Annotated in this window: 18 protein-coding genes; 10 read left to right on the top strand and 8 right to left on the bottom strand. The window is 44.7% G+C overall.

Annotated features, from left to right (window positions below):
* Nucleotides 1-141: 141 nt before the first annotated feature.
* Genes tsiV1 through AACT23_RS13345 form a run of 3 tightly spaced genes read right to left on the bottom strand, consistent with a single transcriptional unit; the run spans nucleotide 142 to nucleotide 3,655 of the window.
* Nucleotides 142-873: a type VI secretion system immunity protein TsiV1 gene (tsiV1, locus tag AACT23_RS13355; protein ID WP_094126828.1), complete on the bottom strand. Its 732-nt coding sequence runs from the start codon at nucleotides 871-873 to the stop codon at nucleotides 142-144.
* Nucleotides 870-2,792, bottom strand: a complete 1,923-nt coding sequence (locus AACT23_RS13350) for a lipase family protein (protein ID WP_094126826.1) — start codon at nucleotides 2,790-2,792, stop codon at nucleotides 870-872. The genes tsiV1 and AACT23_RS13350 overlap by 4 nt, the downstream gene beginning before the upstream one ends.
* A 2-nt stretch (nucleotides 2,793-2,794) precedes the next feature.
* Nucleotides 2,795-3,655 carry a DUF4123 domain-containing protein gene (locus tag AACT23_RS13345; RefSeq protein ID WP_094126824.1) on the bottom strand — a complete coding sequence of 287 codons (861 nt, stop codon included), beginning with the start codon at nucleotides 3,653-3,655 and terminating at the stop codon, nucleotides 2,795-2,797.
* 509 nt (nucleotides 3,656-4,164) lie between these two features.
* Here AACT23_RS13345 and ylqF point away from each other — a divergent pair.
* From ylqF to AACT23_RS13315, 6 genes are all read left to right on the top strand, one after another.
* Nucleotides 4,165-5,109 carry a ribosome biogenesis GTPase YlqF gene (ylqF, locus tag AACT23_RS13340; protein WP_013868498.1) on the top strand — a complete coding sequence of 315 codons (945 nt, stop codon included), beginning with the start codon at nucleotides 4,165-4,167 and terminating at the stop codon, nucleotides 5,107-5,109.
* 224 nt (nucleotides 5,110-5,333) lie between these two features.
* Nucleotides 5,334-6,479, top strand: coding sequence for an efflux RND transporter periplasmic adaptor subunit (locus tag AACT23_RS13335; protein WP_013868497.1), 1,146 nt, complete (start codon nucleotides 5,334-5,336; stop codon nucleotides 6,477-6,479).
* Nucleotides 6,469-7,755, top strand: a complete 1,287-nt coding sequence (locus AACT23_RS13330; RefSeq protein WP_094126822.1) for a TolC family protein — start codon at nucleotides 6,469-6,471, stop codon at nucleotides 7,753-7,755. The genes AACT23_RS13335 and AACT23_RS13330 overlap by 11 nt, the downstream gene beginning before the upstream one ends.
* A complete protein-coding gene (locus AACT23_RS13325) occupies nucleotides 7,752-8,969 on the top strand; it encodes an ABC transporter permease (RefSeq protein WP_013868495.1) in 1,218 nt (405 codons plus the stop codon). Before AACT23_RS13330 ends, AACT23_RS13325 begins: the two co-directional genes overlap by 4 nt.
* A gap of 2 nt (nucleotides 8,970-8,971) precedes the next feature.
* The gene (locus AACT23_RS13320) at nucleotides 8,972-10,255 is read left to right on the top strand and encodes an ABC transporter permease (RefSeq protein ID WP_017045358.1); all 1,284 of its coding nucleotides are present in this window, start codon (nucleotides 8,972-8,974) and stop codon (nucleotides 10,253-10,255) included.
* Nucleotides 10,248-10,967 carry an ABC transporter ATP-binding protein gene (locus AACT23_RS13315; RefSeq protein WP_017045357.1) on the top strand — a complete coding sequence of 240 codons (720 nt, stop codon included), beginning with the start codon at nucleotides 10,248-10,250 and terminating at the stop codon, nucleotides 10,965-10,967. The genes AACT23_RS13320 and AACT23_RS13315 overlap by 8 nt, the downstream gene beginning before the upstream one ends.
* A gap of 117 nt (nucleotides 10,968-11,084) precedes the next feature.
* On the opposite strand, the gene AACT23_RS13310 is transcribed toward AACT23_RS13315, so the two are convergent.
* Nucleotides 11,085-12,071 (bottom strand): CobW family GTP-binding protein, encoded by a 987-nt coding sequence (locus tag AACT23_RS13310; RefSeq protein ID WP_010320211.1) that lies wholly within the window; start codon nucleotides 12,069-12,071, stop codon nucleotides 11,085-11,087.
* A 491-nt stretch (nucleotides 12,072-12,562) separates the two neighbouring features.
* Between AACT23_RS13310 and clcA the strand changes: the two genes are divergently transcribed.
* From clcA to cqsA, 3 genes are all read left to right on the top strand, one after another.
* Complete coding sequence (gene clcA, locus AACT23_RS13305) at nucleotides 12,563-13,960, top strand: H(+)/Cl(-) exchange transporter ClcA (protein ID WP_088729433.1); 1,398 nt, start codon at nucleotides 12,563-12,565, stop codon at nucleotides 13,958-13,960.
* 148 nt (nucleotides 13,961-14,108) lie between these two features.
* Complete coding sequence (locus tag AACT23_RS13300) at nucleotides 14,109-15,083, top strand: TDT family transporter (RefSeq protein WP_094126820.1); 975 nt, start codon at nucleotides 14,109-14,111, stop codon at nucleotides 15,081-15,083.
* Nucleotides 15,084-15,282: 199 nt separating this feature from the next.
* On the top strand, nucleotides 15,283-16,464 hold the full coding sequence (gene cqsA, locus AACT23_RS13295; protein WP_017050024.1) for an alpha-hydroxyketone-type quorum-sensing autoinducer synthase: 1,182 nt from the start codon (nucleotides 15,283-15,285) through the stop codon (nucleotides 16,462-16,464).
* An 86-nt stretch (nucleotides 16,465-16,550) separates the two neighbouring features.
* Here the strand turns inward: cqsA and AACT23_RS13290 are convergent, their stop codons facing one another.
* The 4 genes from AACT23_RS13290 to cra form a co-directional block, all read right to left on the bottom strand.
* Nucleotides 16,551-18,602, bottom strand: coding sequence for an ATP-binding response regulator (locus AACT23_RS13290; RefSeq protein WP_013868489.1), 2,052 nt, complete (start codon nucleotides 18,600-18,602; stop codon nucleotides 16,551-16,553).
* Between the two features lie 154 nt (nucleotides 18,603-18,756).
* A complete protein-coding gene (locus AACT23_RS13285) occupies nucleotides 18,757-21,798 on the bottom strand; it encodes an AAA family ATPase (protein ID WP_094126818.1) in 3,042 nt (1,013 codons plus the stop codon).
* Nucleotides 21,798-22,940, bottom strand: coding sequence for an exonuclease SbcCD subunit D (locus AACT23_RS13280; protein WP_094126816.1), 1,143 nt, complete (start codon nucleotides 22,938-22,940; stop codon nucleotides 21,798-21,800). The genes AACT23_RS13285 and AACT23_RS13280 overlap by 1 nt, the downstream gene beginning before the upstream one ends.
* A 142-nt stretch (nucleotides 22,941-23,082) precedes the next feature.
* Nucleotides 23,083-24,213: a catabolite repressor/activator gene (cra, locus tag AACT23_RS13275; protein WP_176428607.1), complete on the bottom strand. Its 1,131-nt coding sequence runs from the start codon at nucleotides 24,211-24,213 to the stop codon at nucleotides 23,083-23,085.
* Between the two features lie 226 nt (nucleotides 24,214-24,439).
* Between cra and fruB the strand changes: the two genes are divergently transcribed.
* Nucleotides 24,440-25,582: a fused PTS fructose transporter subunit IIA/HPr protein gene (gene fruB / locus AACT23_RS13270; RefSeq protein WP_017046946.1), complete on the top strand. Its 1,143-nt coding sequence runs from the start codon at nucleotides 24,440-24,442 to the stop codon at nucleotides 25,580-25,582.
* The last annotated feature ends 10 nt before the right edge of the window (nucleotides 25,583-25,592 follow it).

The raw sequence follows: 25,592 nt of genomic DNA, 5'->3' as shown, positions 1-25,592 counted from the left end.
CTTGGATAAATTAAACAATAATGATAAAAGCAGGCCACATGAATATGGCCTGCTTTTATCAGCGCTTAAATTAGTTAATAAAATTATTAAAGAATTTTTTAATTTATCAGCAAGTTCACAGTCTACATTCATTATGCCAAATTATTGCGCTACAGCGACTTGTTCTTGCACTAACGGCTCAGAGCGGTAATTTTCACCGGCTAATATATCGTAATGAATCACGGTGTCGTTATTGAATTTCGAGAAATCGTAATAGACGGTGTAAGCGTTGAATTCTTCATCTTTAGTCTTTTTCTTTCCATCGACATAAAAATGACAACCAATGGCCCCTGCCCACTCTTTTCTTATACTTTTAAATATATCGCCATTGCAATTATCTGCTGTAATCAATGAGTTTAGCTCAACCTCTCGATTGTAATATTCTCTGCCTGCCGGAGAAAATCGCAACTGAGCAAAACCTACAGTATCAAAATCATTATGAGCTTGTATGGAAAAGTCTCTTAATTCCACTATACAATTTTGTGAATTCTTATACGTTTGGTAAGGAATTCTAAATTCAAAATTTGAACCATCTTTAGCAAAATCATGCGTAATTTTCTGACTTATCTTTCCTCCTTTATGAGCTTTTTGACCAAATAAATCGTAGGAATAAGCCTCACACTCATCTCCTGTCACCCAAAAATGAGTCCAAACTTCTAAATAAGCATCTATAGGCTTTTTGCCTGATATAGTAATATAGGACTCATCAGGTTCATCACCCCAAATATTCGGTTGAGAAGTATGGTAATAATCATACCCAAGGAGAAATAATGCGATGAATAGTACAATAATTAATATTCGCTTTTTCATTGCGAGGTTATTCAATAACTTCATTGTAGTTGTTCCTTAATTTCATCAGGCAATGTTTTTTGCGCTATTAATAACTTCGCTAGTGGTAAGCGCTGAGGGTCAAAGACTATCTGCTTGAGCTCTCCTCTTATTTTATTGCGATTTTCCATTAGTTTATTTATAGAATTAATCTCATTCATCAAACGTCCGATGCTCAACGCTGGTGTAGCATTTCCTAAAGATTCGGCCCAAGTTTGTTTAACGGTGAGATAATTTTGCTGTAAAGTAGCAATTTCTTGATCGAGAGCTGATATCGCTTGCTGGTAATGCACCATTAAAGTTTCATTACTTAAAGAATACATTTGTTGCCACAAATTAGGGATATAATATTCCATTCCATGCTCTGCAATTGAAGCATCGGATAAGCTATTTACCAAAGTAACAGAATCATTACTGGCTAATTTTGCCAGATCTAGCATAGTGATTTGTGTTTGCCTTGGCGTCAGTAAAATCTGGTCAGAATCATTATAAGTTAATAACTGCGATAAATGACCATGGTGGAGATAATTATCATCGTCGTTATCGGTAAGCATTTTTTTAATCAATGTTATACCACTACTAAATACATCCCATTTATCGAGTCCCTCTGTAAGATCGGTATTTGCCCATGTCATGGGGATTTGAGCAACCAAATCATGGTTATTAACATGACGATAATGCAGAATATTCTGATACCGAGTAACAAAACTGCGCGTTCCTGTACGTGGCATTCCATATGTATATAAACGCAATACTGGGGGATGATAGCTATCTTTAATCAATGCGCTTAGAAGTAATGCACCAGCGCCCCCTAAGCTATGGCCACAACAGTAGAATTTTTTTATTTTATGTAGTCCTAGATCTTTCTCCATCAAAGATAACAAAGCCATCGTATATTGGTAAAACCCCCGATGGATATACGTTCCACCAAACTCTTCGGGGGCGATTTGCGCAGCATCAAGGTCCGTTATAATAAGGTCTTTCATTCCTGGTGAATCGGTAGCACTTTCTATCTTATCCGCAATCACAGCCGCAATACCTGAAGCCGCTTTTATAATTTTAAATTTCGTGTTGTCAACAGGTGGTTTCTTACTCTGGAAATAAGGCTCTGTACCTCTCACACCTATAATCGCCAATTCATCGTTAAAGATGATGTAACCTTCACTGCCAACATCATCCTCAGCATAATATTGAGCACTTAAAGCTCTGCTGTATGGTATCTCTTCTAGTAGCCATTTCGCCTGTAAATCCCCAGAATAAGTTGGTCTTTCTTTGCGCTTTAACTGAGAAATTACCGTACTAATCGCACCCTGATTATCTGTTGTCTTACCATCATCCCTATTAAAATCGTTAGTCGCATAAGCCAATTTCGATAACAACGCAAAGGTATAACTATTCACCAAACTAAATTCATCGGTATCAATAATCACTGGCATATAACTGCGCAGTGCTTTGATTTCGAAAACGTAACTTTGGTTGTGGCTAAGGCTGAACCCTGCTTTTTCCGCAGAGGCATTGGTATCTATCCCTTTATGATGCTCTTGCAAAAACTCATCTTGCGGGGCTTCATCCCAAAAATCACCTATGGTGGTGCTGTGATACCGTTTCGGGTTTTGCTCAGCAGCATCAAACTCTGCCGATGCACGGGTTTTCACTGGCGACTCTTGCCCTTCTTTACGGCTGGCGTACTTTTCGACTTCACTTAACAAAGAGGCTTGGCTGACAGAAGCGCGCCATTCACCTGCGGCAATATTTGCAAATAATACTTTACCGGCGCTGGTGGTTTGCGTGTGTGTGTTGGAGGTAATTTTGTTCGTAATGGTGACGGCAAGGCCATCAATCGGTTCATCGTTTTCACTCATGAACTCCAGTTCCAACCAGTTTTTCTCGGGGTTGCACTGCACGCAATGGTTAAATGAATCCATGATTATCCCTCATGTTGTAATTGGCGACTTAAGGAATGCAGAGCGTATTTAATCTCTTCATTTTGATTGTCTTTGATCAGTTCTATCATGCTAGGCTGAGCCAAGTATTCGTTGCCCATAATCGCCGCGATGGCCGCGCTCATCACACGATACGTTAAGGTTTGCTCAGCAGCAGAGAGAAACGGTGTGAGCATGGAAGCGATATCACGCCCTTGGGTTAAGTGCTGGTCCATTGCCTTGGGGAAATGCTGCCATAACCAAGATTCAAGGTTAGCTTTTAACAAAGGTAAGTTCTCTTGTTTATCAAGATGATGCGCTTTTATTACCCACCAAGAGCCTTGCTGAGCATTAAATGGCGCGTGCGAGGTGTTGTCAAACGTGACTAAGTGGCCTTGATCACAATCGTGGCCTTGGTCTCCATTATCTAATGCAGCCAATTGATTGATATTGCCCAAAAACTGGTTCACTTCTGATTGGTCCATTCGCGCTAACATAGCAATAATGACCGACCTATCGTAAAAGCGAAACATCACTTCCTCGCCCTCTAATCCGGCAATTAATAAACTGCGAAGATGCTGCAAAACTTCATCACCCACGGCATGGCTTGACAGCCCAATACCCTGTTCAAGTAACGCTTCAGGGAGCGATAATACCGATTCAGAAACAGGGATTAACCATGGAGAGAGTGGCATCACCTCAGTAAACATTGCACCATAAAACAGAGGCACGGCTTCTTCAAATCCAAAGCCCCCATTTTGCTGTAAGGCCTGCTTGTGAAGCTTGCGATCAACTAACCAATAGCGATGGTTTTGCTGCTGTTGAAACCAAGAGAGGATCATGACGGTTTCCCCTGCGTAGAGCATAATCTTACGGCTGGCATATGGGCTTGCTCTGCGTTTAATAACGCTTGGTAAGAAATGGTTCGAAGAGCGGCTGACATGGTTTGGTCCTTTTTCGTGAATCGCATCGCATAATGTAATGCCTCACTAAGCAAAAGCAATGCCAGTGCTAAATCATTACATTTCAATGGGTTACCTTGGGGCCTTTGACTGCTTGAGCAATAAATTGCTCCGCTGGGCAAAAACTTGCTCAACCAAGCACGATCTGACCGAATTTTTGCTCGGTTCAGTGCTCTCTCACCGACAAGAGATGTAACTGCACGAGCGTCGTCAATCCTAAGCCATCTCATCATTGACAGAACACGTAAAGTTCACCGCACAGCTTAGATTCCAGCCTCGCCAATTAAATGTTAACATCATCACATCTAAAACTGCGGTGGTTATCAGTAAACCTTGTTGATGATTCTCATAAACATCAATAAAAACTCTCTTCCTCCACCAGCAGGATTTTTACATTAAAAGGCAGTTTTCAAATGGTTAACAACACAATTCAATGGTTTCCGGGACACATGCATAAAGCACGTAAGGAGATCGAAGAGGTCATTCCGCAAGTTGATGTGATTATCGAAGTGTTGGACGCTCGTATCCCGTTTAGCAGCGAGAATCCACTTATCTCCCATTTGCGTGGTAATAAACCGTGTGTGAAGGTACTCAATAAACGTGACCTAGCAGACCCTGAAATGACGCAATTGTGGATCGACCATTTTGAGAAAGAACAAGGGGTGAAAGCAATGGCGGTAACCACGTCTAACCCTCAAGAAGTGCATAAGATCATGGAGCTTTGCCGTAAGTTGGCACCACATCGTGAAGAAGTGGGAAAAAATATTCGCACCATGATCATGGGCATCCCGAACGTCGGTAAATCAACCATCATCAACACCTTAGCCGGTCGCGCGGTGGCTCAAACAGGTAACCAACCCGCCGTTACTCGCCGCCAACAACGTATCAATTTGCAAAATGGCATTGTGCTGTCCGATACTCCGGGAATTTTATGGCCTAAAGTGGAAAACCCGCACAGTGGTTTTCGCCTAGCTGCTACTGGCGCGGTAAAAGATACTGCAATGGAATATGAGGATGTAGCCTTTTATACTGTTGAGTATTTAGCGCAAGCTTATCCTGAGCGTTTGCAAGAGCGTTATCAAATCGATGAGCTACCTCAATCTGATGTTGAATGGATGGAAGAAATTGGCCGCAAACGTGGTGCTCTGCGCCCCGGTGGCCGTATTGATCTGCACAAAGCTTCGGAGATCCTACTGCATGAATTGCGCCAAGGTATTCTCGGCCAAATTACTCTTGAGCGCCCTGAAATGATCACCAAAGAGTTAGTGGAAGTGGAAGAACGAGCGGCCAGAGAAGCCGAGGAAAAAGCAGCCAAAAAAGTAGAGCGTCGTAAACGTTATTTGCGTAATAAGCGCTAAATTCCTCTCGGATCCCTTCTACGCTACACCTGATTTCTACTATTACCATCAGGGCGGTCAATGATCGCCCTTTTCATCAGAACAGACAACTGCATGCTGTTTGCTATTTCTAGCTGACATTATCATGACAAATCAATACAGGTTTTTATGCGCTACTTCTATAGCATGAAGGAACCTTCTGATGACACTCAAGTCATACCACCATTGTTTATTTTCTCCTTGATATGGAATTGTTCATGAAAAAGCGTTGGGCCATCGCGGTAATTAGCGCCGCCTTAATCAGCGGGGGCTATTACCTAACTACCAATAGCAATGAATCTCTCTCGGCTTTCCCCACTCTGACGGTCGAACAGGGAAATATTGCCAAACAGGCAATCGCTGTTGGCCAAATCGTGCCAGCTCACTCGGTATCTATAAAATCGCAAATTGAGGGGATTGTCGGTGAAATTTATCATCGGGTCGGTGAACAAGTTACCTTGGGCACGCCTTTGATCAAAGTGCGTCCAAATCCAACACCGCAAGCGTTAACCGACGCAACCACCGCTTTAATGCAAAGTGAGGCGAGCTTAGATTCCGCCAAACAGACGCTAGCAAACTTGCAGCAGTTAGTTGAACAAAAGATTGTGCCGGAAAACTACGGTGAGCTAATCCAAGCAAAATCAGAGCTGAAATCAAAACAAGCCGAAGTGCAACAAAAAAGGCAGAACCTTGAGCTGATCCGCAGCGGTGAAGCATCGGTTGGCGATTCGAAACTCACGTCCACACTCGTCGCCCCCATTGATGGCACCATTTTAAACCTAAAAGTGGAAGTAGGAGAGCCGATCATTTCCACTGCCTCAAGCCAAGCGGCAACTGAAATGATGTCGATTGCCGATATGAATGACATGATTTTCAAAGGCAGTGTCAGTGAACATGATGCGGCGCAACTCGCCGCAGGAATGGCCGTCAACTTAACGTTAGCACCGTATCCAGAAGCAGAAATCAGCGGCGTATTAAGCAAAGTTGCGGTTCAATCTGATAAGTTGAATAACCCTAGTGATACTAAAACGACTAGCTTTGATAATGGATTTGAAGTGGAGATTAACCAGATTCGCTTTCCTGACAATATGGTGATTCGCTCGGGCTTTTCTGCTACCGCACAGATCACATTAAAGAGCGTGGAAAACGTCATCACCATTCCAGAACGCGCATTACGATTTAGCGGTGAAAAACCTGAAGTCTTGATCCCAGATCAGTCAGAACAAGGTTACCAAGTGCGCGCCGTAACCTTAGGTTTGTCCGATGGCATTAATGTGGAAGTGATTGCGGGTTTATCAGCGGACGATGTGATCATCGACAACAGTTTATTCGGAGGCAAAGATGACCACTAAGCGCCCTTTTCAACGTAATGCGCTAGCAGCCGCGCTAATGACGTTCTGTGGCGCGGTGACTTTTTCAGCTCACGCCATCACTATTGAACAAGCTTGGCAAGCCGCAAAAGCTTTTGACCCTACTTATTCACAAGCACAGATCCAATCTCAAATCAGTGAAACAGAGGTCCGAAGTACCAAAAGTGCCTTGCTGCCTTCTTTTAGTCTCAGCGCGGATACCTCATGGGATGACGATGGCAACAACACTAAAGGCTATGGTGCCACATTAAATCAAACCATTTGGGATAGCGCTAATTGGGCACAGCTCGACCAATCTCAAGCAAGCTATGTGGCATCACAATTAAAAGTGAAGACTGCACATAATGAGCTGGCTGCAACATTACTGTATGCCTATCTCGATCTCGCCAGCGCACAAGGCGATCTACAACTTGCTGAGCAAAAGTTCGTAGAAGGTGCAAAACTGCTGAAGATTACCGAGCAGCGCTACAAAGCAGGAAAAATTCGATCAACGGCATTGGAAGACATGCGTGCTAACCACGTCGATGAGCAAGCCGATATACTCAGTGCGCAAGCCGCTCTAGAAGAGAAAAAGTCAGCCCTTATCGCGCTCATCAATCAAGACCCACAGCACATTGACCAAATTAAAACGACCGACCTCATTGAACCGCCAATGCAAGTCAGCAGCGAAACTGAATGGTTAAAGCTTGCGCAGAATAACAGCCCTGAGTTATTGGCTGCCCAGCAGGAAGTCGCCGCTTCTGAATTTGGCCGAGATGCAGCCAAAGCCAAATATTATCCCACCTTATCTGGCAGTGTTTCTTACCAAGACAATGATCAGGGTCGAGATGGGGATCTCAGTGCAGGTTTAAGCTTAAAAATTCCGTTGGATTTGAATGGTTCCACGCGCGCCACGGTCGATCAGGCTGCGCTGCAAGTCTTAAGCGCCAAGCAAGTAATGCGCAAGGTAGATATCGAGATTAAACGCAAAATTCAAAGTGGCTTTAGCCAAATCCATCTAGATTGGCGACAAGTGGAGATGGCTCAGTTACAAGTCCGCTCAAGAGAGCAAGCTTTAAAAAGTAAACAAACCGTTTATGAGTCAGGAATGACTGAAGCTTCTGATTTGATTGACGCCCATAACGCTCTGTTTAACAGTAAAAACAGTCTACAACGGCGATTGTACCAATATTGGAAGCAGCGGATTGGCCTGCTGCAAGCTGCTGGGCAGTTAGATGATGACGTGATCGCTTCGCTCTCTCAGGCTCTGCACTCATGATCTCAAGCCTACAACAAGTCGTGCAAACGCTGCTTGCCCATCGGCTACGCAGCGCCCTCGCGGTCATTGCTATCGTTTGGGGTATTGTTTCTGTTTTAGTGCTCGTTGCCTTAGGTGAAGGATTTTATCGCGTCAATACACAATCTTTCGCGCTGTTAATGAGCGATACACAAATGGCTTTCCCCAGCCAAACCACCAAACCTTGGCAAGGCCTTGCAGCAAGACGTGCGATTACCCTTTCAGAGCCGGAAATGCGCGCTTTGGCACAGCACCCAAACATCAGCGCATTATCAGTTATTTACGGAAAATGGGATGCTAAAGTGACGAATGTAAAAGGCCGAATGCTTCCCGGTTATGTCAGCGGGATCGACTCTCAATTTTTAGCATTGCGCAACTTGCAACTGACCGCGGGGTCACGCGGCATTCACGCCAGCGATCAGCAAAACCATTCCCGAATTGCGGTGGTTGGTTGGCAGTTGGCACAAGTTGGTCAGCTATCTATTGGTGATACGATCAAAGTCAATACCATTCCCTTCTCGGTTGTCGGCATTACTCAGCAGCAAGAAGGGGGCATTTCTATAAACAATGAAAACAGCCAAGTGATGATCCCAAGCAGCGCTTTTACTGATCTTTGGCAAAGTGAGCCTGAATTTTTCCTTGTGCAGCCCGCAGCAGGGATACCAGCAGCGGTATTGCGCATGAACATCCTCTCTTTCTTCGCCAAACAGAAACATTTTGATCCGAGCGATACTGAGGCCATAAACCTACCTGACTTCAGCAGCGGCGCTCAATTTTTCAATGCCTTGTTTCGAGGTATACAACTATTTTTAGGGGCAAGTGGAGCGATGACGCTTGCGGTCGGCGCTTTGGGCGTCGCCAATATCATGTTCCTTTCTGTCACGGAAAGAACGCGGGAAATTGGTGTGCGCTTAGCCATTGGCGCAACACCGAAGATCATTTTGCGCCAGTTTATTTTAGAAGGTGGGTTGCTAGTGGCATTAGGTGCAGTGTTCGGAATGCTCCTCTCCTATCTGGTGGTACTATTACTGAATTACATCGGCTTACCTGATTGGCTCGGCGAACCAGTCATCACTGTGCCAGCTCTAGGCTGGTCACTGCTCGTCACCACGTTATTTGCACTGCTGGCTGCTTATTTCCCAGCAAAGCGTGCCGCTAATCTCACCCCCGTCATCGCCTTAAGTGCGAGGGCTTAATAATGATGTTACCTATCAGGCAAATTTATCAAGAGATGGCGGCCGAAAAACTGCGCTTGCTACTCACTATTTTAGCGGTGGCTTGGGGTACACTTTGCATCGCCACCATGCTCGCAACAGGCGAAGGATTACGCCAAGGGCTGACACGCTCATCACAAAGTGGCAATGGCAATTTACTCTATGTGACCGGGGGTTATGCCAGCCAGACCGCCGGACGCTTTTTTGAAGGGAAAGCCCTCTCTTTGCAAGCGGATGATGTTGAGCTTGTTCGCGCACTGCCCTTTATCCAACGCGCTGAAGTCAGCGCACAATGGGATAAACGCGTCAGCAATCAAGACAATGGCACCTGGCAGCGCCCACTAGCGGTTAACCCAGAATATCAGTCTTTAACTGGTATTGAGATAGCCAAAGGAGGGCGATGGATCAACCCGCTCGATAATCAACAGCAGCGTAAAGTGGTTGTACTCGGTTATAACGCCGCAGTGCAATTGTTCAATTCTGAGGATGGTTGGAGTTGGCTGGAACCCCAGACGCTGAGCATAAACCCTGTAGGTCAATTGATAAAAATAGGTGATGAAAACTTTACCGTTATCGGCGTGATAGCGCAGACAAGTGCAGAGGTAGAACAAGGAACCCCTATTGACTACGCGGTATTTGTGCCTTTTCGCACTTGGCAACGTTTTAACCCCAACGCAGCGATTGCAGCGATCAATGTGCAGCTCAATGCCACGGTTGATCGCGAAAAAGCCGCGCAAGTGATTAAGCAAGTGATCGCCAGAAAGTACGGTGCCAGTACTTCAGACACGCAGCTCTTGCAAGTCGAAGACATGCTATTGAGGCAAAAAAGCATGCGCCGTTTCTTATTCGGTCTACAAGGCTTTTTGGGCATTATTGGGCTTATTACCCTCGGCGTCGCAGGCATTGGTATTGCCAATGTCATGTACGCAACGGTAAAACGATCCACGCGAGACATCGGTGTACGAATGGCCGTCGGAGCTACGCCAACCACTATCAAACTCCATTATTTAGTGCAAGCCTTGCTCACGATGTCACTTGGCGGTTTAGCTGGCTTAGGATCCACTTACGGGCTGATCACCTTATTAAGATACGCTCCCTTAGAAGGCAATATGCTGTTTGAGCAATTAGGGAAACCCTTACCCGAACTGTCGTTTTCGATTGTCTTTCTTGTGATCGCGGCGCTGGCGATTGTCGGTGTGATTGCCGCGTGGTTTCCCGCCAATCGCGCGGCTAGCATTACGCCATTAGAGGCATTACAAAGTGAATAAACAAAACTTACCGAACCTTGTTCAATTGACCAATATCAGCAAGCACTATCGCAGTGGTGAAGAGTTGGTCAAAGCATTAGACGGCGTTTCGCTATCGATTCAAAAAGGCGAATTTCTCTCCATTCTAGGGCCATCAGGCTCGGGTAAATCAACCTTAATGAATATCCTCGGTTGCTTGGATGTTCCTACATCGGGTGAATATCAGTTGGACGACAAGGCGGTCGCCTCGCTCAGCAGCCATCAATTGGCTCATATTCGTAATCAAAAAATTGGCTTTGTTTTTCAAAGTTTCAACCTGCTCGAATACGCTAATGCTCTCGATAACGTCGCCCTACCCTTGGTCTATCGCGGAGTAAAATTAAAAGAGCGCCGAGCACGTGCAGCAACACTATTAGAAAAAGTGGGGCTTGGCGATCGCATGCAGCATAAGCCCAACCAGCTCTCGGGGGGGCAAAAGCAGCGGGTGGCGATTGCGCGCGCGTTGGTCAATGATCCGCAAATTATCTTAGCCGACGAACCGACAGGTGCGTTAGATTCAAAATCAGGCGCTGAAATTGAAGCCCTGTTCAATGAGCTTCATCAAGAAGGACGAACGCTTATTGTCGTCACTCACGATCTCGCATTAGCGAAGCGAACTCACAGAATAGTGAATATCAAAGATGGGCAGATTTTATCTGATGAACGCGTTGATCACGCAACAAGGCAGCCATAAATAGCTCAACGCATTGTAAGAAGTTATAAAGTGAACGAGAAAGACGAAGCCGTTCCAGTTCGCCTTTCTTAGTTCATTTTTTCTTTGTTCTTTCTTTGTTGGTTTTTTCTTTGGATCCTATTGAGAGATACCCGCCAATTTCAGCAATACCGCTTCGAGTTGATCCCATGGCATGAGCTGTGAGTCAATCACTTCTAAGCGTGATTCAAACCCTTCTAAGCTCATCTCATTCACTGAAACGACTCCTTGGTTAATGTTGAAGGCGTAGCATCCTTTATCGGTATTGACGACCGCCTTAACACGTTCAGCGGTCAGGGCACTCAGCATAGAAAAGAGCTCATCAAAATCAAAATGGTATTCAGCGCCGATTAACCAACCACAACTGAAATAACCTTGGCCCCGATTTTCTTTGCGCACAAACGCTTTACCCGGCTGTAAGGCAAACTGTGGTTCTAACGAAGCATGATGATGGTGATGCGCTTCAATATGAGTAGAAGCTGCGCCGTGAAGACGTTCAATATCTAATAATTCTAAAGGTAACTCACCTTGCTTGACTAACTTGCTAAAAATCTTCGCGGGTGATTGATCAGTCACCCAGTCATTAAACGCATCCACATCAGCACTAGTGCATTGATCCACTTTATTGCCAATCACCACATCACCACTGGCCAATTGGTCATTAAAATTTTGGTTGGATGTGTATTTTTCATTACGCAAGTTGCGCGGATCCACTAAAGTGATCGTGGCTTTTAAATCGACATACGGTGCATATTGATCAGAAGTTAAAGTTGCCACCACTTGCTTAGGGTGCCCAAGCCCTGTTGGCTCAATTAATAGACGATCGGGCTTTTGCCTAAGTAAGGCGTTAATTCCAACAGACATAGGAACACCCGCGGTACAGCACATACAGCCGCCCGGTACTTCTTTGATCAGCGCGCCTTGGTCAGACATCATCGCCCCATCAATACCAATTTCTCCAAACTCATTGACCAACACCGCCCACTTTTCATCAGCAGGTTTATTCTTCAATAAATTCAAAATGGCCGTCGTTTTTCCTACACCAAGAAAACCGGTAATAATGTTAGTTGGTACTTTTTTTGTCATGTCAGCACTCCTTTTGCGGCAGTATATACCGAAATAAGAAGCCAGTGCATGGTTTGCCAGTTAGACAGGAACAATGAGCCGAGGTACATAAACGACAAAAGGCGCACTACGGTGAGCGCGCCTTTCCCCTCGTAACTCAATCGTGAGTTCGCGAATCGGGAGGACTATAGATGCAACCCGATCATAAACGAGGACATAGAATTGAAATATTGCTGATTCCATCCAAATTGTAGGTAAGGCTTGAATTCCTCCCTGTACGATATCTGAATCTGCCTTACGCTTTAACTATGGTTCATTTGGCTGGCTTAGCAAGGTTCAATCTCTGTTTTTTTAACTCATTTTTAACTCAGATCTCGTTTTTAGTAGAGAATCTCTCCATCTTCCAGATATGGAAATCAACATTGCAGCTTTGACGCTATAGTTAATGGCTTTGGCGCGTATAATTCTGTAACAAAATATGTTCACATTTACCAATCGAGGCCCTTTTTTACATGACCAAAAGAGAGAGATTGAAACAGTCACTGCTTGCAAAAGTTCCAAAAGATACGATTAACCAATTTCTCTCTAAGGACAAAACACCACTCTCAATCCTTTTTCTTTCGCTCATTGTCGGTATTCTTGCTGGGATTGTTGGTACTTACTTTGAGGCCGCTGTGCACTTGGTTTCGGAAACACGCACCGAGTGGTTAAAAAGTGAGATTGGTAATATCTTACCCTTGTGGTTGGCCGCTTTTCTTATCAGTGCAGCGTTGGCGTTTATCGGTTATTTCCTTGTGCACCGGTTTGCGCCCGAAGCCGCCGGTTCTGGCATTCCTGAAATTGAAGGCGCGATGGATGGTATGCGCCCCGTTCGTTGGTGGCGAGTACTGCCAGTGAAGTTTTTTGGCGGTATGGGTGCCTTAGGTTCTGGTATGGTTTTGGGACGTGAAGGGCCCACGGTTCAAATGGGGGGAGCCATTGGCCGAATGGTGTCGGATATTTTCCGCATCAAAAATGATGATACCCGCCACTCACTCTTAGCGTCTGGCGCAGCTGGAGGCCTAGCTGCCGCATTTAATGCGCCGCTGGCAGGCATCATGTTTGTGATAGAGGAGATGCGCCCGCAGTTTCGCTATACCCTCATTTCAGTACGTGCTGTCATTGTCTCTGCGGTGGCGGCAAATATCGTCTTTCGTGTGATTAATGGCCAACATGCTGTGATCCAAATGCCGCAATATCAAGCACCAGAGCTGGCTTCACTGTGGCTGTTTCTGCTGCTTGGGGGACTGTTTGGTATTTTCGGTGTGCTGTTCAACCGTTTAATCACACTATCACAAGATATTTTTGCCAAAATTCATCGCAATGATCGTAAGCGATATTTACTCACGGGTTCACTATTGGGAGGCTGTTTTGGATTAACTTTATTGTATATTCCAGAATTGACTGGGGGTGGCATCTCACTGATCCCTAATATCACCAATGGTGACTATGGTGCCGCTATCTTGCTGCTTTTGTTCATTGGTCGTATTTTTACCACCTTGATCTGCTTTGGTTCTGGTGCTCCGGGCGGGATTTTTGCGCCAATGCTGGCATTAGGTACTCTGTTTGGTTACGCCTTTGGTCTGATTGCGCAAGAACTGTTACCACAATTAGCGATTGACCCAGGAATGTTCGCCATTGCAGGCATGGGGGCACTGTTTGCCGCAACGGTTCGCGCACCCATTACAGGTATTTTGTTAGTTATTGAAATGACCAATAATTATTATTTAATTTTACCGCTGATTATTACTAGCCTTGGCGCGGTTATTTTCGCTCAATTACTTGGCGGCCAACCCATTTATAGCCAGTTGCTTCATCGCACCTTGAAAAATGCCAAGCTGCAACAACAAGATCTTCCACCAAAAGAGTAATCGTGAGACTCATGAATATTGACTCTGCTGCGAATTGTTATATCTAAGTAACAAATTAGAAGGTGAGATGTTGCACCACAACTCGATAAACTTGATAATGCGCTCGTTTGCTGGCTGCTAGAAATACATTATTCATTTTCTAGAGCAAATGATGACATGGAGTTTATCGTTGAACTGGAAAAGGTTAATTCAAGTACAAAGCACACCGCCCTCTCAAGCGGCGCTAGCATTAGGTGTGATCAGCCTCGGGCATGCGTGGGCGCTTTATATTCCCTCGGTCGGTCTCATTATTCGCCCCTATTTGGCACTGCTCGGTGCATTATTACTGCTGCCTGTCTTGCTAAAATACCTCACCAGCTTCAAGACATTCATGGAGGACATTCGCCACCCTCTTTCAGGTAGCTTGATGGCTCCAATGAGCATGACTTTACTGATCTTAAGTGATTATCTCGCTTTAATTTCACCGCTCATTGCTTATCCTATTTGGTTTACCGCGCTCTTGCTGCACTTCACCATGATGCTGCTTTTCTTCAGTTTTCAGGCCATGAACTTTAAAATCAGCCATATTGTACCAAGCTGGTTTCTTTATCCGGTTGGGTTAATCAGTAGCTCGCTCGCTGGCACGCAATTTGGCCACACTGTCTTTTCAGAAACACTCGTCTCTGTCTGTATCGCTATCTATTTTTTTATGCTGCCGTTAGTGTTATATCGTTTGGTGTTTGCTGGAATGTTACCTAAACGCGCACGCCCAACACTCGCGATTATGGCTGCACCTATTAACCTCACCCTCGCGACGTATTTGGTCAACTTCCCTCATCCTGATCCAATATTAACAGGCGCACTGGCTGGCATTGCCATCACCATGACAGTGCTTATTTACCTTTGCTATATCCGTCTGCTCAGGCTCAAGTTTCAACCGTCTATTGCTGCTGTGACCTTCCCTTCTGTCATCAGTGCTATCGCCATGCATCGTTTAACCACCTTCTTTGAAGGACAGTACCCGCAATGGCACTGGTTACATCAATTTGGGTTATTTGAATTGACTATTGCTACTTTCTTAGTCGTTTGGGTTTCTATTGGTTATATAAAAATGTATTGGCCTGAATTATTTGCTAATAAATAAAAACCTAATATTTATCTTTAATTAAAAATTAATTAGGGCTGGATAAGCCTAGGCAATGACGAACAATATAAAAGACACTATACCTTAATTTGCAATAGCAGCCAAAATAATAAAAACTCACTCGTGACAATTTTAAATTAATATTCAATATATCCTTTGTCAGCTGGCATTTAATTAAAAACATATAAAGGATATAACCATGAATTCACGTAAGTGGAAACACGAACTACCGGCTTCTATACAATCTAGAATTGACTATTTTATCAATGATTTGATTAATGCAAATGCTAACGGGAAACACCTAGTCCTAGGGAAAAGGCCAACAAAAAACGACATAGTGTTACAAAGTAATGATTATTTAAGCTTGGCTGATCATCCATTAATTAAAGCACGGTTGAAAAACGCCATCGATAAAACACATGATAGTGTTTTTATGTCCGCTATTTTTCTACAAGATGAAGAGTCTAAACCTTCATTAGAAACGAAATTTGCAGAATTTGTAGGCTTTGATAGTTGCCTTCTTTCTCAATCAGGATGGAATGCTAATACTGCCTTGTTGCAAGCCGTGTGCGGGCCACAAAGTAACGTCTACATTGATTTTTTTGCTCACATGTCAATGTGGGAAGGTGCTCGTTACGCTAATGCCAATATTCACCCATTCATGCACAATAATTGTGATCATTTGCAAAAACTAATCGCTCGACACGGCCCAGGGCTCATTGTGGTTGATTCGATTTACAGCACTATAGGTACGATTGCACCACTCACCGATTTGGTCACTATCGCCAAAGAGTATGGATGCGCCATTTTAGTTGATGAGTCGCATTCACTTGGCACACATGGCGAAAAAGGTGCAGGACTTGTCAGTGAATTAGGGTTAACAGCAGAGGTTGACTTTATTACAGCTAGCCTTGCGAAAACGTTCGCGTATCGCGCTGGCGCTATTTGGGCGAATAATAATGTGAATCACTGTATCCCTTTTGTGGGTTATCCCGCTATTTTTAGTTCAACTATTTTGCCTTATGAAGTCGAAGCGTTAGAAGCGACATTGGACATTATCAAATCAGCCGATTCTAAAAGAACTCAGTTGCACCGCAATGCACACACACTGCGTCGTGGACTAAATAGTATAGGGCTAAGCGTACGAAGTGAGTCCCAAATCATAGCGCTAGAAACCGGAGATGAACGAAATACAGAAAAAGTTCGCGATTATTTAGAAGAGAATCAAATATTTGGTGCTGTTTTTTGCAGGCCTGCTACTTCAAAGAATAAAAACATTATTCGGCTTTCGTTAAATAGTAATGTCACTGACTCACAAATTGACACCATATTAACCGTGTGTGAAAGGGCCCAAAATGATAGCAGTCTCTATTTCAAGTAAGTCACGCATCGACATACTAAACCAATGGTGCAATCTCAAATAAGAAGGATAAGGTAAGGAATAACCCTAGGGTTTACCTAGGGTTATTAAATCCAGTGACTTAATTTTTTTAACAATAGCGTTTTATCCGCTGGTTTTAAAACGTAATCATTCATTCCTGATGTACGGATTTTTTCTATCGTTGAAGGGCTATTGTCACCCGTATGCCCAATAATAGGCACTTTACTGTAAGAAGCGGTGGATGAACGGATAGATAAAGTGGCCGAAATACCATCCATAATCGGCATTTCAATATCCATTAACACCAAGTCAATTGAATTATTGGCCAACATTTGTAATGCTAATTCCCCATCGCTCGCTTGCAGTACTTCATACCCTTGCTTTTCTAGCAGCAGAGCGGTGAAGCTACGTAAGGAGTGGTTATCATCGACCAACAAAATTCGTTTTTCATAATCATATTGTTTTAACGGGATAACATTTTTATCGGCAATAAGCTCTTCCGTTTCAAAGAGTAGTTCATCAATAATCGCCGATCCATCCAATAACAATTTGTGCTTTTCAATTGGGTAAATGGTTAAATGACGCTCCATCGTCAGCGCGTAACGCTGATTTTGGTCATATAAATAGCAAACTTTTGCTTGTGTAAAATGCAGTTTAGGTTCCAGTTTGGTTAAGTAATCCGGCGTTTCATCCAACGTTTGCAGATCCACAAAGATCAGATCAAACTCAAATTCAAACTCTTCTCGACGCAAAGCACTCTCAGGCTCTAAGACATTAAGCTGGAAACCAAGATAAAACGATTTCTCACTGAGATAACGATTCACTATGCTCGTTTTGCCAATATAAAGCAGAGATTTCGCCTTCATTAGATCGAGTTTAATATTAGCAACGGCTTGCGAATCATACTCGGGAAACGTTAAGGTAAACTCCGTCCACTCTCCAAGTTCAGAACGGCAGATAATATCCCCTCCAAAAGCATGCATTACTTTACGGCAAAAGGGTAACCCCAGACCATAGCTGCCATTTTTACCGAAGGTATAAAAGTCTTTAAAAATATCGTCCAGCAAATGAGGTTCAATACCAACACCATTGTCTTTCACTGTAATTTGGTGGCAATTCTCACTTGATTTCAAGGTGATATGGATATTAAACATATCGTTATTTTGATAGTAGAACGCATTCTTGAGTAGATTGTAGAGCACGTATTTTAACAGTGTACTGCTGCCTAAAAAATCAAAGTCATCCACCACCTTAAGAGTCACTGCCTGCCTGTCTTCTGGTCTTTTATAAGAAAAACTGCGCAGTGCCTCTTCTATAACAGGCTTTACAGCATGCTTTTTAAAGGTCGATGTTGAGACCCTATTTTGATCAATCGAGGTTAACAGCAAATCAATGGTCTCATTACCGGAGCGAATGACTTCATCAGCATCTCTTAATAGCCCAGCAATCAGCTCTAAATCTTTAGACGGTAGCGTATAAGATTCTGATTTGGATGCCGTAGGATTGGGCAATACTGAACCCATTACTTCAATTGACGCTTTTAACGCACTTAATGGATTTCTCATTTCATGCGCAATCCCTGCGCCAAAAGACTTGGCAATCGACACCTTCGCTTCATGTTCAATTTGGTTACGAAAATAGAACAGGTTGCCAAAAATGTAAGTAAATAGAAAAATCGGTACGTACGGCCATTCCACCATCACTCGCAGTTCCGCGTCCATTACGCCATAAGTCACAAAGTAAGCACATGCTAATGCAATGGCGGCTTGAATCAGCATAACTTTTGTTTCGTGGACTAAGAGGATATGGAGGAAAATAGACGCCATGAACGACATCGCCCAGATCGTTGACCAATCGTTCATCAGCATCATGTAGCCAAAAAAGAATGGCAAACAAAATCCTATTGAAAACAAGTAATAGTAAGGTAAGTAGTGCTGTAAATGTTTCGGCGTTGAATTGCGAAAAATAATCCCCGCAAATAAAATGGCGCAAATCGCCCGTAACTCCATACTTTCATAAGGTTGTGGAAAGAGATAAGTCCACACGTAATAATAAAGGGGAAAACCAATGAACCCCATCCATCCCACAAGGGTGAGGTTCGGCTCAGCGTACTGGTATATTTTTTTTACTACGTCCATGTAACCTTACCAAACTGATACATTCATTTTTATAATCATAATTGTGCATAACCTGATTGTGCATAACCTGTTTTTTTGAAAGCGTCGAAGTCAGTTACACTCATCACGCCATACCTATTAATAACTAGCACAAGATAGACCACATTCCCATTCATTATGCAACAAGTCTTATTGAGCTGCCGTTATTTCTCGCCACATCGACATCAATGCGTAAGGCTATTTGCTCTTTCAGCTCGCTCACGTGAGAAATGATGCCGATCGTTCGGCCTCCTTGTTGTAAGTCGACAAGGGTTTGAATCGCCAAGTCCAATGACTCAGGATCTAAACTGCCAAAACCTTCATCGATGAACAGTGTATCAAGTTTAATACCGCCGCTATATGATTGCACCACATCCGATAAACCCAGCGCCAATGACAACGCCGCCATAAAAGATTCACCACCAGACAAGGTCGCCACATCTCGCCATTTTCCGGTGTAACCATCTTCGACCATCAGATCAAGCCCTGAACCCACATTACCTTTGGCGCGATCTTCTTTACGCTTGAGCAGGTAACGCCCCTTACTCATGATCTGCAGCCTCATTGAGGCTTGGATCAGCACATCATCTAACAGCACGCCAAGAACAAAGCGATGTAAACTCACTTTAGCGCCTGTTTTGCCGTTGGCGATATCGCTCAAAGTCCCAAATACTTGGTACTCTTGCTCTAAGGCTTCATTTTTTATATGTAAAATAGCGATTTTTTCTTTCACACTGGTTAAGGCATCCATTTTAGACCGTAACGTGCTCCATTGATCCAGTGCGCTTTGCTGTAACATGGCTACAGCCTCGACCGCGCTTGCATACTCAGCAAGATTGGGCTCACTTTTTTCACTCAGCTCACTGGCTAATGTTTGAAGCTGGGCGTTTAACGTCGTACTTCTTTCGTCAAATTGTTTGATCTGCTTTTCAAGCTGCTCGATCTGCTGTGAAGATAAACGTGCCTGTAAATAGTGCTCAGTATCGTCGAACTGGCTCTCAATCAGCGCACTGTGCCACTGTTGCTGTGACTGCGTAAACGCATTTTGCCAATGAATCTGGTGTTCGACCGCCGCCGCCAACGCCGCTTTCGCACCAGAAAAATCAGCATTCGCTTGATTGAAGCGCGCCTTGGTTTCCGCATCTAAACGGTTGAGATTAGCCAATTGCAGCTCTAACTGGGTTAAAGATTCGTTCAAATGCAAACTGTCTTGATACGACTCCGGGATCCCTTGGCTTAAGGCAGAAACTTCGGTCTGCTCTTTGGCAACCGTCAGGGTGGCCTGTTCGACTTTATGCTGCTGCGTTTCAGCATTTTGCTTAGCTTGTGCTAACTGCAGTTCTAATTTTGCCAATTGTTGAGCTAATTGCTCTGGATTGAGCGATTCAAGATGAGCAATGGAATGTTCAAGATCGCTTTGAGCTTGCTGCAGTTGTACTAAACTTTGCGTATTTCCAGATAATGACTCCCTCAAACTTGCCATCTCTTGCTCAAGCCGTGCGTATTGGGTCGCTCGCAGTTGTTGCTGCTTCAGCGCTTCTTGCTCAGTGGTTAGTTTGTTTTGCTGTATCGCTCTCGCCTGCTGCACTTGCGCCTTAGTCACCGTTTCTCCGGTATAACGCGCTAATTTAGGATGATCGCAACTGCCACACACCGGGCACTCGTCGCCTTGCTCCAAGGTTCGAGCCAGCTCGGCGGCTTGGTTGGTGTGCCAAATCAGCTCTAATTTATCGGCTTGCTGTTTCGCGTCCAATGTTGCGCGCTGTGCCAAATCAAACTGCTGCTGACTATGGCTCAGTGCAGCTTGCTCTGTGGCTAAACGCTGTTCAAGCTGCTGCAGCTTTAATAAGCGATCAATCTGCTGTTTGATGGTTTCAAGCTCTAAGCGCTGGCCTTTTAACTCAGCCAACTGCTGGCTAACTCTTTCGCACTCTTGACGCTTAAGCATAATTTGCTGCTCAAACTGCTCAACAGCGGTGCGCAAGTTGTGGCGATTTTGCGTCGCGAGCTCCACTTCACGTAAGGCTTGTTGCAGCGCTTTTTGATGATGTTCTCGCTCAACAAGCTTAGTTTTGATTAGGTTTAAGTCATAAATTTGTTGCATCAGATTCGGCACTATTTTGACTTTTTCTGCCGCGTCTTCTTGAGCCGCTTTGGCCTGTTGCCACTGCTGTTGTGACTGCGTAAGCGCTTGCTCTTTTTCGACTCTTGCTTGGTTGGCCGCTTCTAACTGACGTTGTGACGATTGTAATTCGTAATAGGGTGAATCTAAGCGCGTAGCTTGCAAGGCTTGATGCCTTTGAGCTTTTACCGCATCGATGACTGACGATTGTGCATCATGATCGGCTTTAAGTTGCACGAGTTGACGCTGCTCTTGAAATTGTTTAGCAAGGGTTTGCGCCGCTTTTTGCTCGCTGCTCGCTGCATCAAACCTTTGCTGGGCATCTAGGTACGCTGCGTGAGCGGCCGTTAATTGGGGTGACAGCTCAGCAATGCACGCTTCAAGGTGTGACTCGCTAGTTGCGTTCACGACGTCCAATGCGCCTTTAATTTTGTGATCAAATTCTTCTTTCGCTTTGCGGATCCCTGCCGCTTTCTCAAACAGCGCTCGTTCAATTTGGCTATAAATGTGAGTTTGAAACAACTGACCAAAGATTTGCTCCCGCTCTTTGGAGTTGGCAGTCAGTAATTCACGAAATTTCCCTTGGGGGATGACCATCACTTGGCGAAACTGTTTTACATCTAAACCGACCAATTCCACCATTGCCTTACCGACGGGATTGGGTTTGTTAGCAAGCAATTTCATTTCGCCATCGACCCATTCAAACAAGCTCGCGGCATGGGATTTTTTTGTTGAGCCTTCACCGCGTTTTTTCGGCACTTCTTGGTCGGGCGAGCGATCAACTTGGTAGATTCGCCCGCCAAGCTCAAACTGGTAGCTGATTTCGGTGAGCGTGTGCGGGTCCGCGTAGTCGCAGCGCATTTGATCACCAGTACGCTCACTGCCTGTCGTTTCACCATACAAAGCGTAGCAAATGGCATCGAGCAGTGAACTTTTGCCCGCTCCGGTTGGACCATTAATCAAAAATAGCGGCGAGGCTCCCAAGGCGGTAAAATCCACCACTTCTTTATGAGCAAAGGGGCCAAATGCTTGCAGAGTCAATTGTATTGGACGCATTAGACTTGGGCTCCCGGCTTTAATGCTTGAATGACGTCGATCACCGCTTGCTCTTGCGCTGCGGTTAACGCTTCTTGCTTAGCTTCTAAGAAAAAATCGCGGAACATATCCACCTCACCGCGTGCCAAACGTGCACGCCCCATTGCTTGATCAACTCCCACCAACATGCCCGGTTTTTCTAAATGCAGTACGTTGGGGTAGGATTGACGTAGTTTTTCCATCGGGTCCAGTATCGCGTGTTTGTCGGTAAGACGAACCAACAGATAATCGTGGTTGTGTGGATCTGTTTTACCTTGCTCGATGATCTCCAGCAACTCACCTTCAATAATACGCATGCTATGAGGAGCAGTCAGTGGCACATGCGTGGCGCTGACAAAACCTTGTTCATCAAATTCAACCAAGGTCGCTCCTTTCTTGTGGTGCTGCTCTGAAAAGCTGTATTTCATTAGAGAGCCAGAGTAACGGATATACTCTTCCCCTTTTTTCTGTGGTTGGTGCAGATGGCCGAGCGCAACATAATCAAAAGGTACAAAGTGTTGATGACTGACACGATCAGAGCCGCCAATGGACAGAGGTCGTTCAGAGTCAGATTCGATAGCGCCATCAACAAAGCAGTGGCTAATCATAACGTGACGTTGTGACGAATCCCACTGCGATGTAATCTGCTTAATGAGGTATTGATGGGCTTCATCATGGCTGGTTACGGCCTCTCCAAAGTGGTGGCGAACGACTTCAGGGTCGTTATAAGGCATACCATAAAATGCCACTTCACCAGCAGTGGCTGATTTTAGTACCACAGGCTGCATCATCTGTTCAAAATTGCTAATAATGTGCAAGCCCGAGTGTTGCATCTGCTTGGCCGCAAAGCCTAAACGCTTCGCCCCGTCGTGGTTACCAGGGATCATAATTAAGGGGATGGAAAGATCGTTGCACACCCGGTTGACTATATCATCCATCAATTCAATGGCTGCAGTCGGTGGAACTGAACGATCGTAGATATCTCCGGCGATGATTAAAGCATCCACCCGATTGCACTGCAGATACTCAATCAATTGATTGAGTACTGCGCGCTGATCATCCAATAAAGAAACGTTGTGAAATTGTCGACCGAGATGCCAGTCAGAGGTGTGAAGAAACTTCATTCCAACCCTAAAGATAGCGAAAATCAAAGTGCTTCATAATACGCGATTAACCAAGAAAAGCGACGTAAGATCGAGCAAAACAGAGCTTAGGTTACGTGAATTTTCTTGATGACTTTATAAAAATCAAGCTAAAAAGTGACCATCAATGAATACGAACTTTCAGTTTACGAGGCACCAATTCGATCCCAGCTTGATAACGTTTTGCCGAAGCGTTGAGGGCCAAAGCAAGTGCGCTGTCGGCAATCAGCTCAAACTGCTGCGGCAACGAGTTGATTTTAATCGGCAAGAAATCAAGTAAACGGTTATCACCAAATGTCGATAACTTCACACGATTCATCAAGCTTGGGTTTTCAAACAATACATCTAAAATCCCTTCAAGCAGAGTGTAAGAAGTCGCGACGATCGCATCTGGCATACTGTTATTGGCGATCCATTCATTCACCACTCGTTTGCCCTCTTCTCGATTAAAGTGCGCGCCATAACCGATGATACTGTGCACAGTTTTCGCTCTCAGCGCTGATTCAAACCCCAACTGGCGTTCTTGCGAAATATTAAGCTCTGGTAATGCACCGACTAAGCCGACGGTTTTGATCTCCGGCGTTAATAAAGAATGCGTCAATTCAAACGCGGCGTTGAAATCTTCACTGATCACACAGGCAAAAAATTCATCATCTAACGGGCGGTCAATCGCAATAACCGGAGTGCCTGAATGTTGCAACTTGAGATAAAACTCACTGGCGTTAGGAATCGCACTGGCGACAAATAGCGCATCGATGCGGCGTGAGACTAAGGCATCCACCACCGACATCTCGGTATGCGGGTCATCGTCCGAACAGGCGATGAGAATTTGGTAACCCGCTTGGCGAGAGTTCTGTTCTAACAATTTAGCAAGACGCGCGTAACTGGTGTTCTCAAGATCAGGGATGATGAGCCCAAAAGAGCGGCTATTTCCTGCTCGCAAAGCAGAAGCGGCGTGATCGGGACGGTAATTATGAGCATCCACCACGGCCATCACTTTCTGCTGGGTTTTTTCACTAATGCGGTACTTCTGCGCTTTGCCATTGATTACATAACTGGCGGTGGTTTTAGAGACTCCCGCTAACTTCGCTATCTCATCTAGTGTCATATCAACCACTCTTGTTCTGTGCGTCGGATCATAGAACTCATTTTTTGATCCTTGATGAAGTTGAATTATACGCTGAATCGATTCAGTATAAAAGCTGAAAGGATTCAGCAAAATTACAAAATGATAACTAAGGCTACATTTGACCATCACTTCATCGATGTAAAGATCACCAAATGTGAGTGTTATAAAAAATGAGCAGTGCGAGTAATAAGTTGAACAGCGCCATTTTTCGTCAAAAATAGGTTTGCTGAATTTTTTTGGGAAAAAAGCTGAAACGATTCAGCTTGAATAAGTCATATTAATAAACTATCACTTAGGTGAAATCTATACTTCAAAGTGATAACGAATTAAGCCGTAAGGCAAAGAGGCCAAAATGCTGCAACTCAATTCCAACAATATTACTTTGGGCCAATCACCCACGAACAAGCAAGAGGCGATTCGAGCTATCGCAGCGGATCTAACCAACAAAGGGTTCGTCGAAGCAGGTTATGTCGATGGCATGCTTAACCGTGAAGCTCAGAATTCGACCTTTCTTGGTAATGGTATCGCGATCCCACACGGTACAACCGATACACGTCAACTGGTTAAGCAAACGGGTGTTGCTGTTCACCACTTCCCCAACGGCGTTGACTGGGGTAACGATGCAACCGTTTATGTCGCGATTGGTATTGCAGCGAAATCCGATGAACATTTGGGCATTCTGAAGCAACTGACGCAAGTGTTGTCCGCCGATGGCGTTGAAGAGAAACTGAAACAAGCGTCCAGTGCCAATGATGTCATTGCACTCCTCAATGGCGAAGTGCAATTTGAGCCTGATTTTGATGCTTCGTTGATCCAACTGCTTTTCCCTGCCAGTGATATGGTACAAATGAGCGCCGTCGCTGGCGGTTTGCTACGCAATACTGGCTGTGCCGACAATGAATTTGTTGCCGAACTGGTCACGAAAGAGCCAACCCACCTAGGTAAGGGATTGTGGTTAATCAGCAGTGACAAAGCGGTCAAACGCACGGGCATTTCGTTTGTGTCAACCGCCAATGCGTGTGAATACAATCAACTCAACGTCAAAGCCTTGATCGCGATTGCCGCTTGTAATAATGCTCACCAAAACATTCTGGATAAGCTCACGCAGCTTGTGCTTCAGCAGCAGCAAGAAACCTTGCTCAATGCGAATGCTGCCCAATTATTGGCTTTCTTCAGCAATGACAATGAACAAGCTCCGGCAAAAAATGAGAGCGCAGCAAGCAAGGTTGCGGTATTCAAAATCAAAAACGCACATGGTCTGCACGCTCGTCCAGGAGCGATGTTGGTGGCCGAAGCGAAGAAATTTGAAGCCAATATCAAAGTGTCTAACTTAGATGGCGACGGAAAAACAGCCAATGCGAAAAGCCTGATGAAAGTCATTGCGCTGGGCGTAAAACATGGCCACCAGCTTCAGTTTTCAGCTGAGGGGCCAGACGCCGAGCAAGCATTAGAATCGATCGGTAAAGCGATTGCTTCTGGTCTAGGTGAAGGGTGAGGATTAAGTC

This window comes from Vibrio sp. V09_P4A23P171, assembly GCF_963875615.1.
GTDB lineage: Bacteria > Pseudomonadota > Gammaproteobacteria > Enterobacterales > Vibrionaceae > Vibrio > Vibrio anguillarum.
The sequence above is the reverse complement of the archived record's forward strand: the minus strand, read 5'-3'. Positions and strand labels throughout refer to the sequence as shown.

What these genes read in the sequence shown, in the direction of transcription:
- tsiV1 (WP_094126828.1), bottom strand. Translation starts at nt 873, where the DNA reads ATGAAGTTATTGAATAACCTCGCAATGAAAAAGCGAATATTAATTATT.
- AACT23_RS13350 (WP_094126826.1), bottom strand. Translation starts at nt 2,792, where the DNA reads ATGGATTCATTTAACCATTGCGTGCAGTGCAACCCCGAGAAAAACTGG.
- AACT23_RS13345 (WP_094126824.1), bottom strand. Translation starts at nt 3,655, where the DNA reads ATGCTCTACGCAGGGGAAACCGTCATGATCCTCTCTTGGTTTCAACAG.
- ylqF (WP_013868498.1), top strand. Translation starts at nt 4,165, where the DNA reads ATGGTTAACAACACAATTCAATGGTTTCCGGGACACATGCATAAAGCA.
- AACT23_RS13335 (WP_013868497.1), top strand. Translation starts at nt 5,334, where the DNA reads ATGGAATTGTTCATGAAAAAGCGTTGGGCCATCGCGGTAATTAGCGCC.
- AACT23_RS13330 (WP_094126822.1), top strand. Translation starts at nt 6,469, where the DNA reads ATGACCACTAAGCGCCCTTTTCAACGTAATGCGCTAGCAGCCGCGCTA.
- AACT23_RS13325 (WP_013868495.1), top strand. Translation starts at nt 7,752, where the DNA reads ATGATCTCAAGCCTACAACAAGTCGTGCAAACGCTGCTTGCCCATCGG.
- AACT23_RS13320 (WP_017045358.1), top strand. Translation starts at nt 8,972, where the DNA reads ATGATGTTACCTATCAGGCAAATTTATCAAGAGATGGCGGCCGAAAAA.
- AACT23_RS13310 (WP_010320211.1), bottom strand. Translation starts at nt 12,071, where the DNA reads ATGACAAAAAAAGTACCAACTAACATTATTACCGGTTTTCTTGGTGTA.
- clcA (WP_088729433.1), top strand. Translation starts at nt 12,563, where the DNA reads ATGACCAAAAGAGAGAGATTGAAACAGTCACTGCTTGCAAAAGTTCCA.
- AACT23_RS13300 (WP_094126820.1), top strand. Translation starts at nt 14,109, where the DNA reads ATGATGACATGGAGTTTATCGTTGAACTGGAAAAGGTTAATTCAAGTA.
- cqsA (WP_017050024.1), top strand. Translation starts at nt 15,283, where the DNA reads ATGAATTCACGTAAGTGGAAACACGAACTACCGGCTTCTATACAATCT.
- AACT23_RS13290 (WP_013868489.1), bottom strand. Translation starts at nt 18,602, where the DNA reads ATGGACGTAGTAAAAAAAATATACCAGTACGCTGAGCCGAACCTCACC.
- AACT23_RS13285 (WP_094126818.1), bottom strand. Translation starts at nt 21,798, where the DNA reads ATGCGTCCAATACAATTGACTCTGCAAGCATTTGGCCCCTTTGCTCAT.
- AACT23_RS13280 (WP_094126816.1), bottom strand. Translation starts at nt 22,940, where the DNA reads ATGAAGTTTCTTCACACCTCTGACTGGCATCTCGGTCGACAATTTCAC.
- cra (WP_176428607.1), bottom strand. Translation starts at nt 24,213, where the DNA reads ATGGTCAAATGTAGCCTTAGTTATCATTTTGTAATTTTGCTGAATCCT.
- fruB (WP_017046946.1), top strand. Translation starts at nt 24,440, where the DNA reads ATGCTGCAACTCAATTCCAACAATATTACTTTGGGCCAATCACCCACG.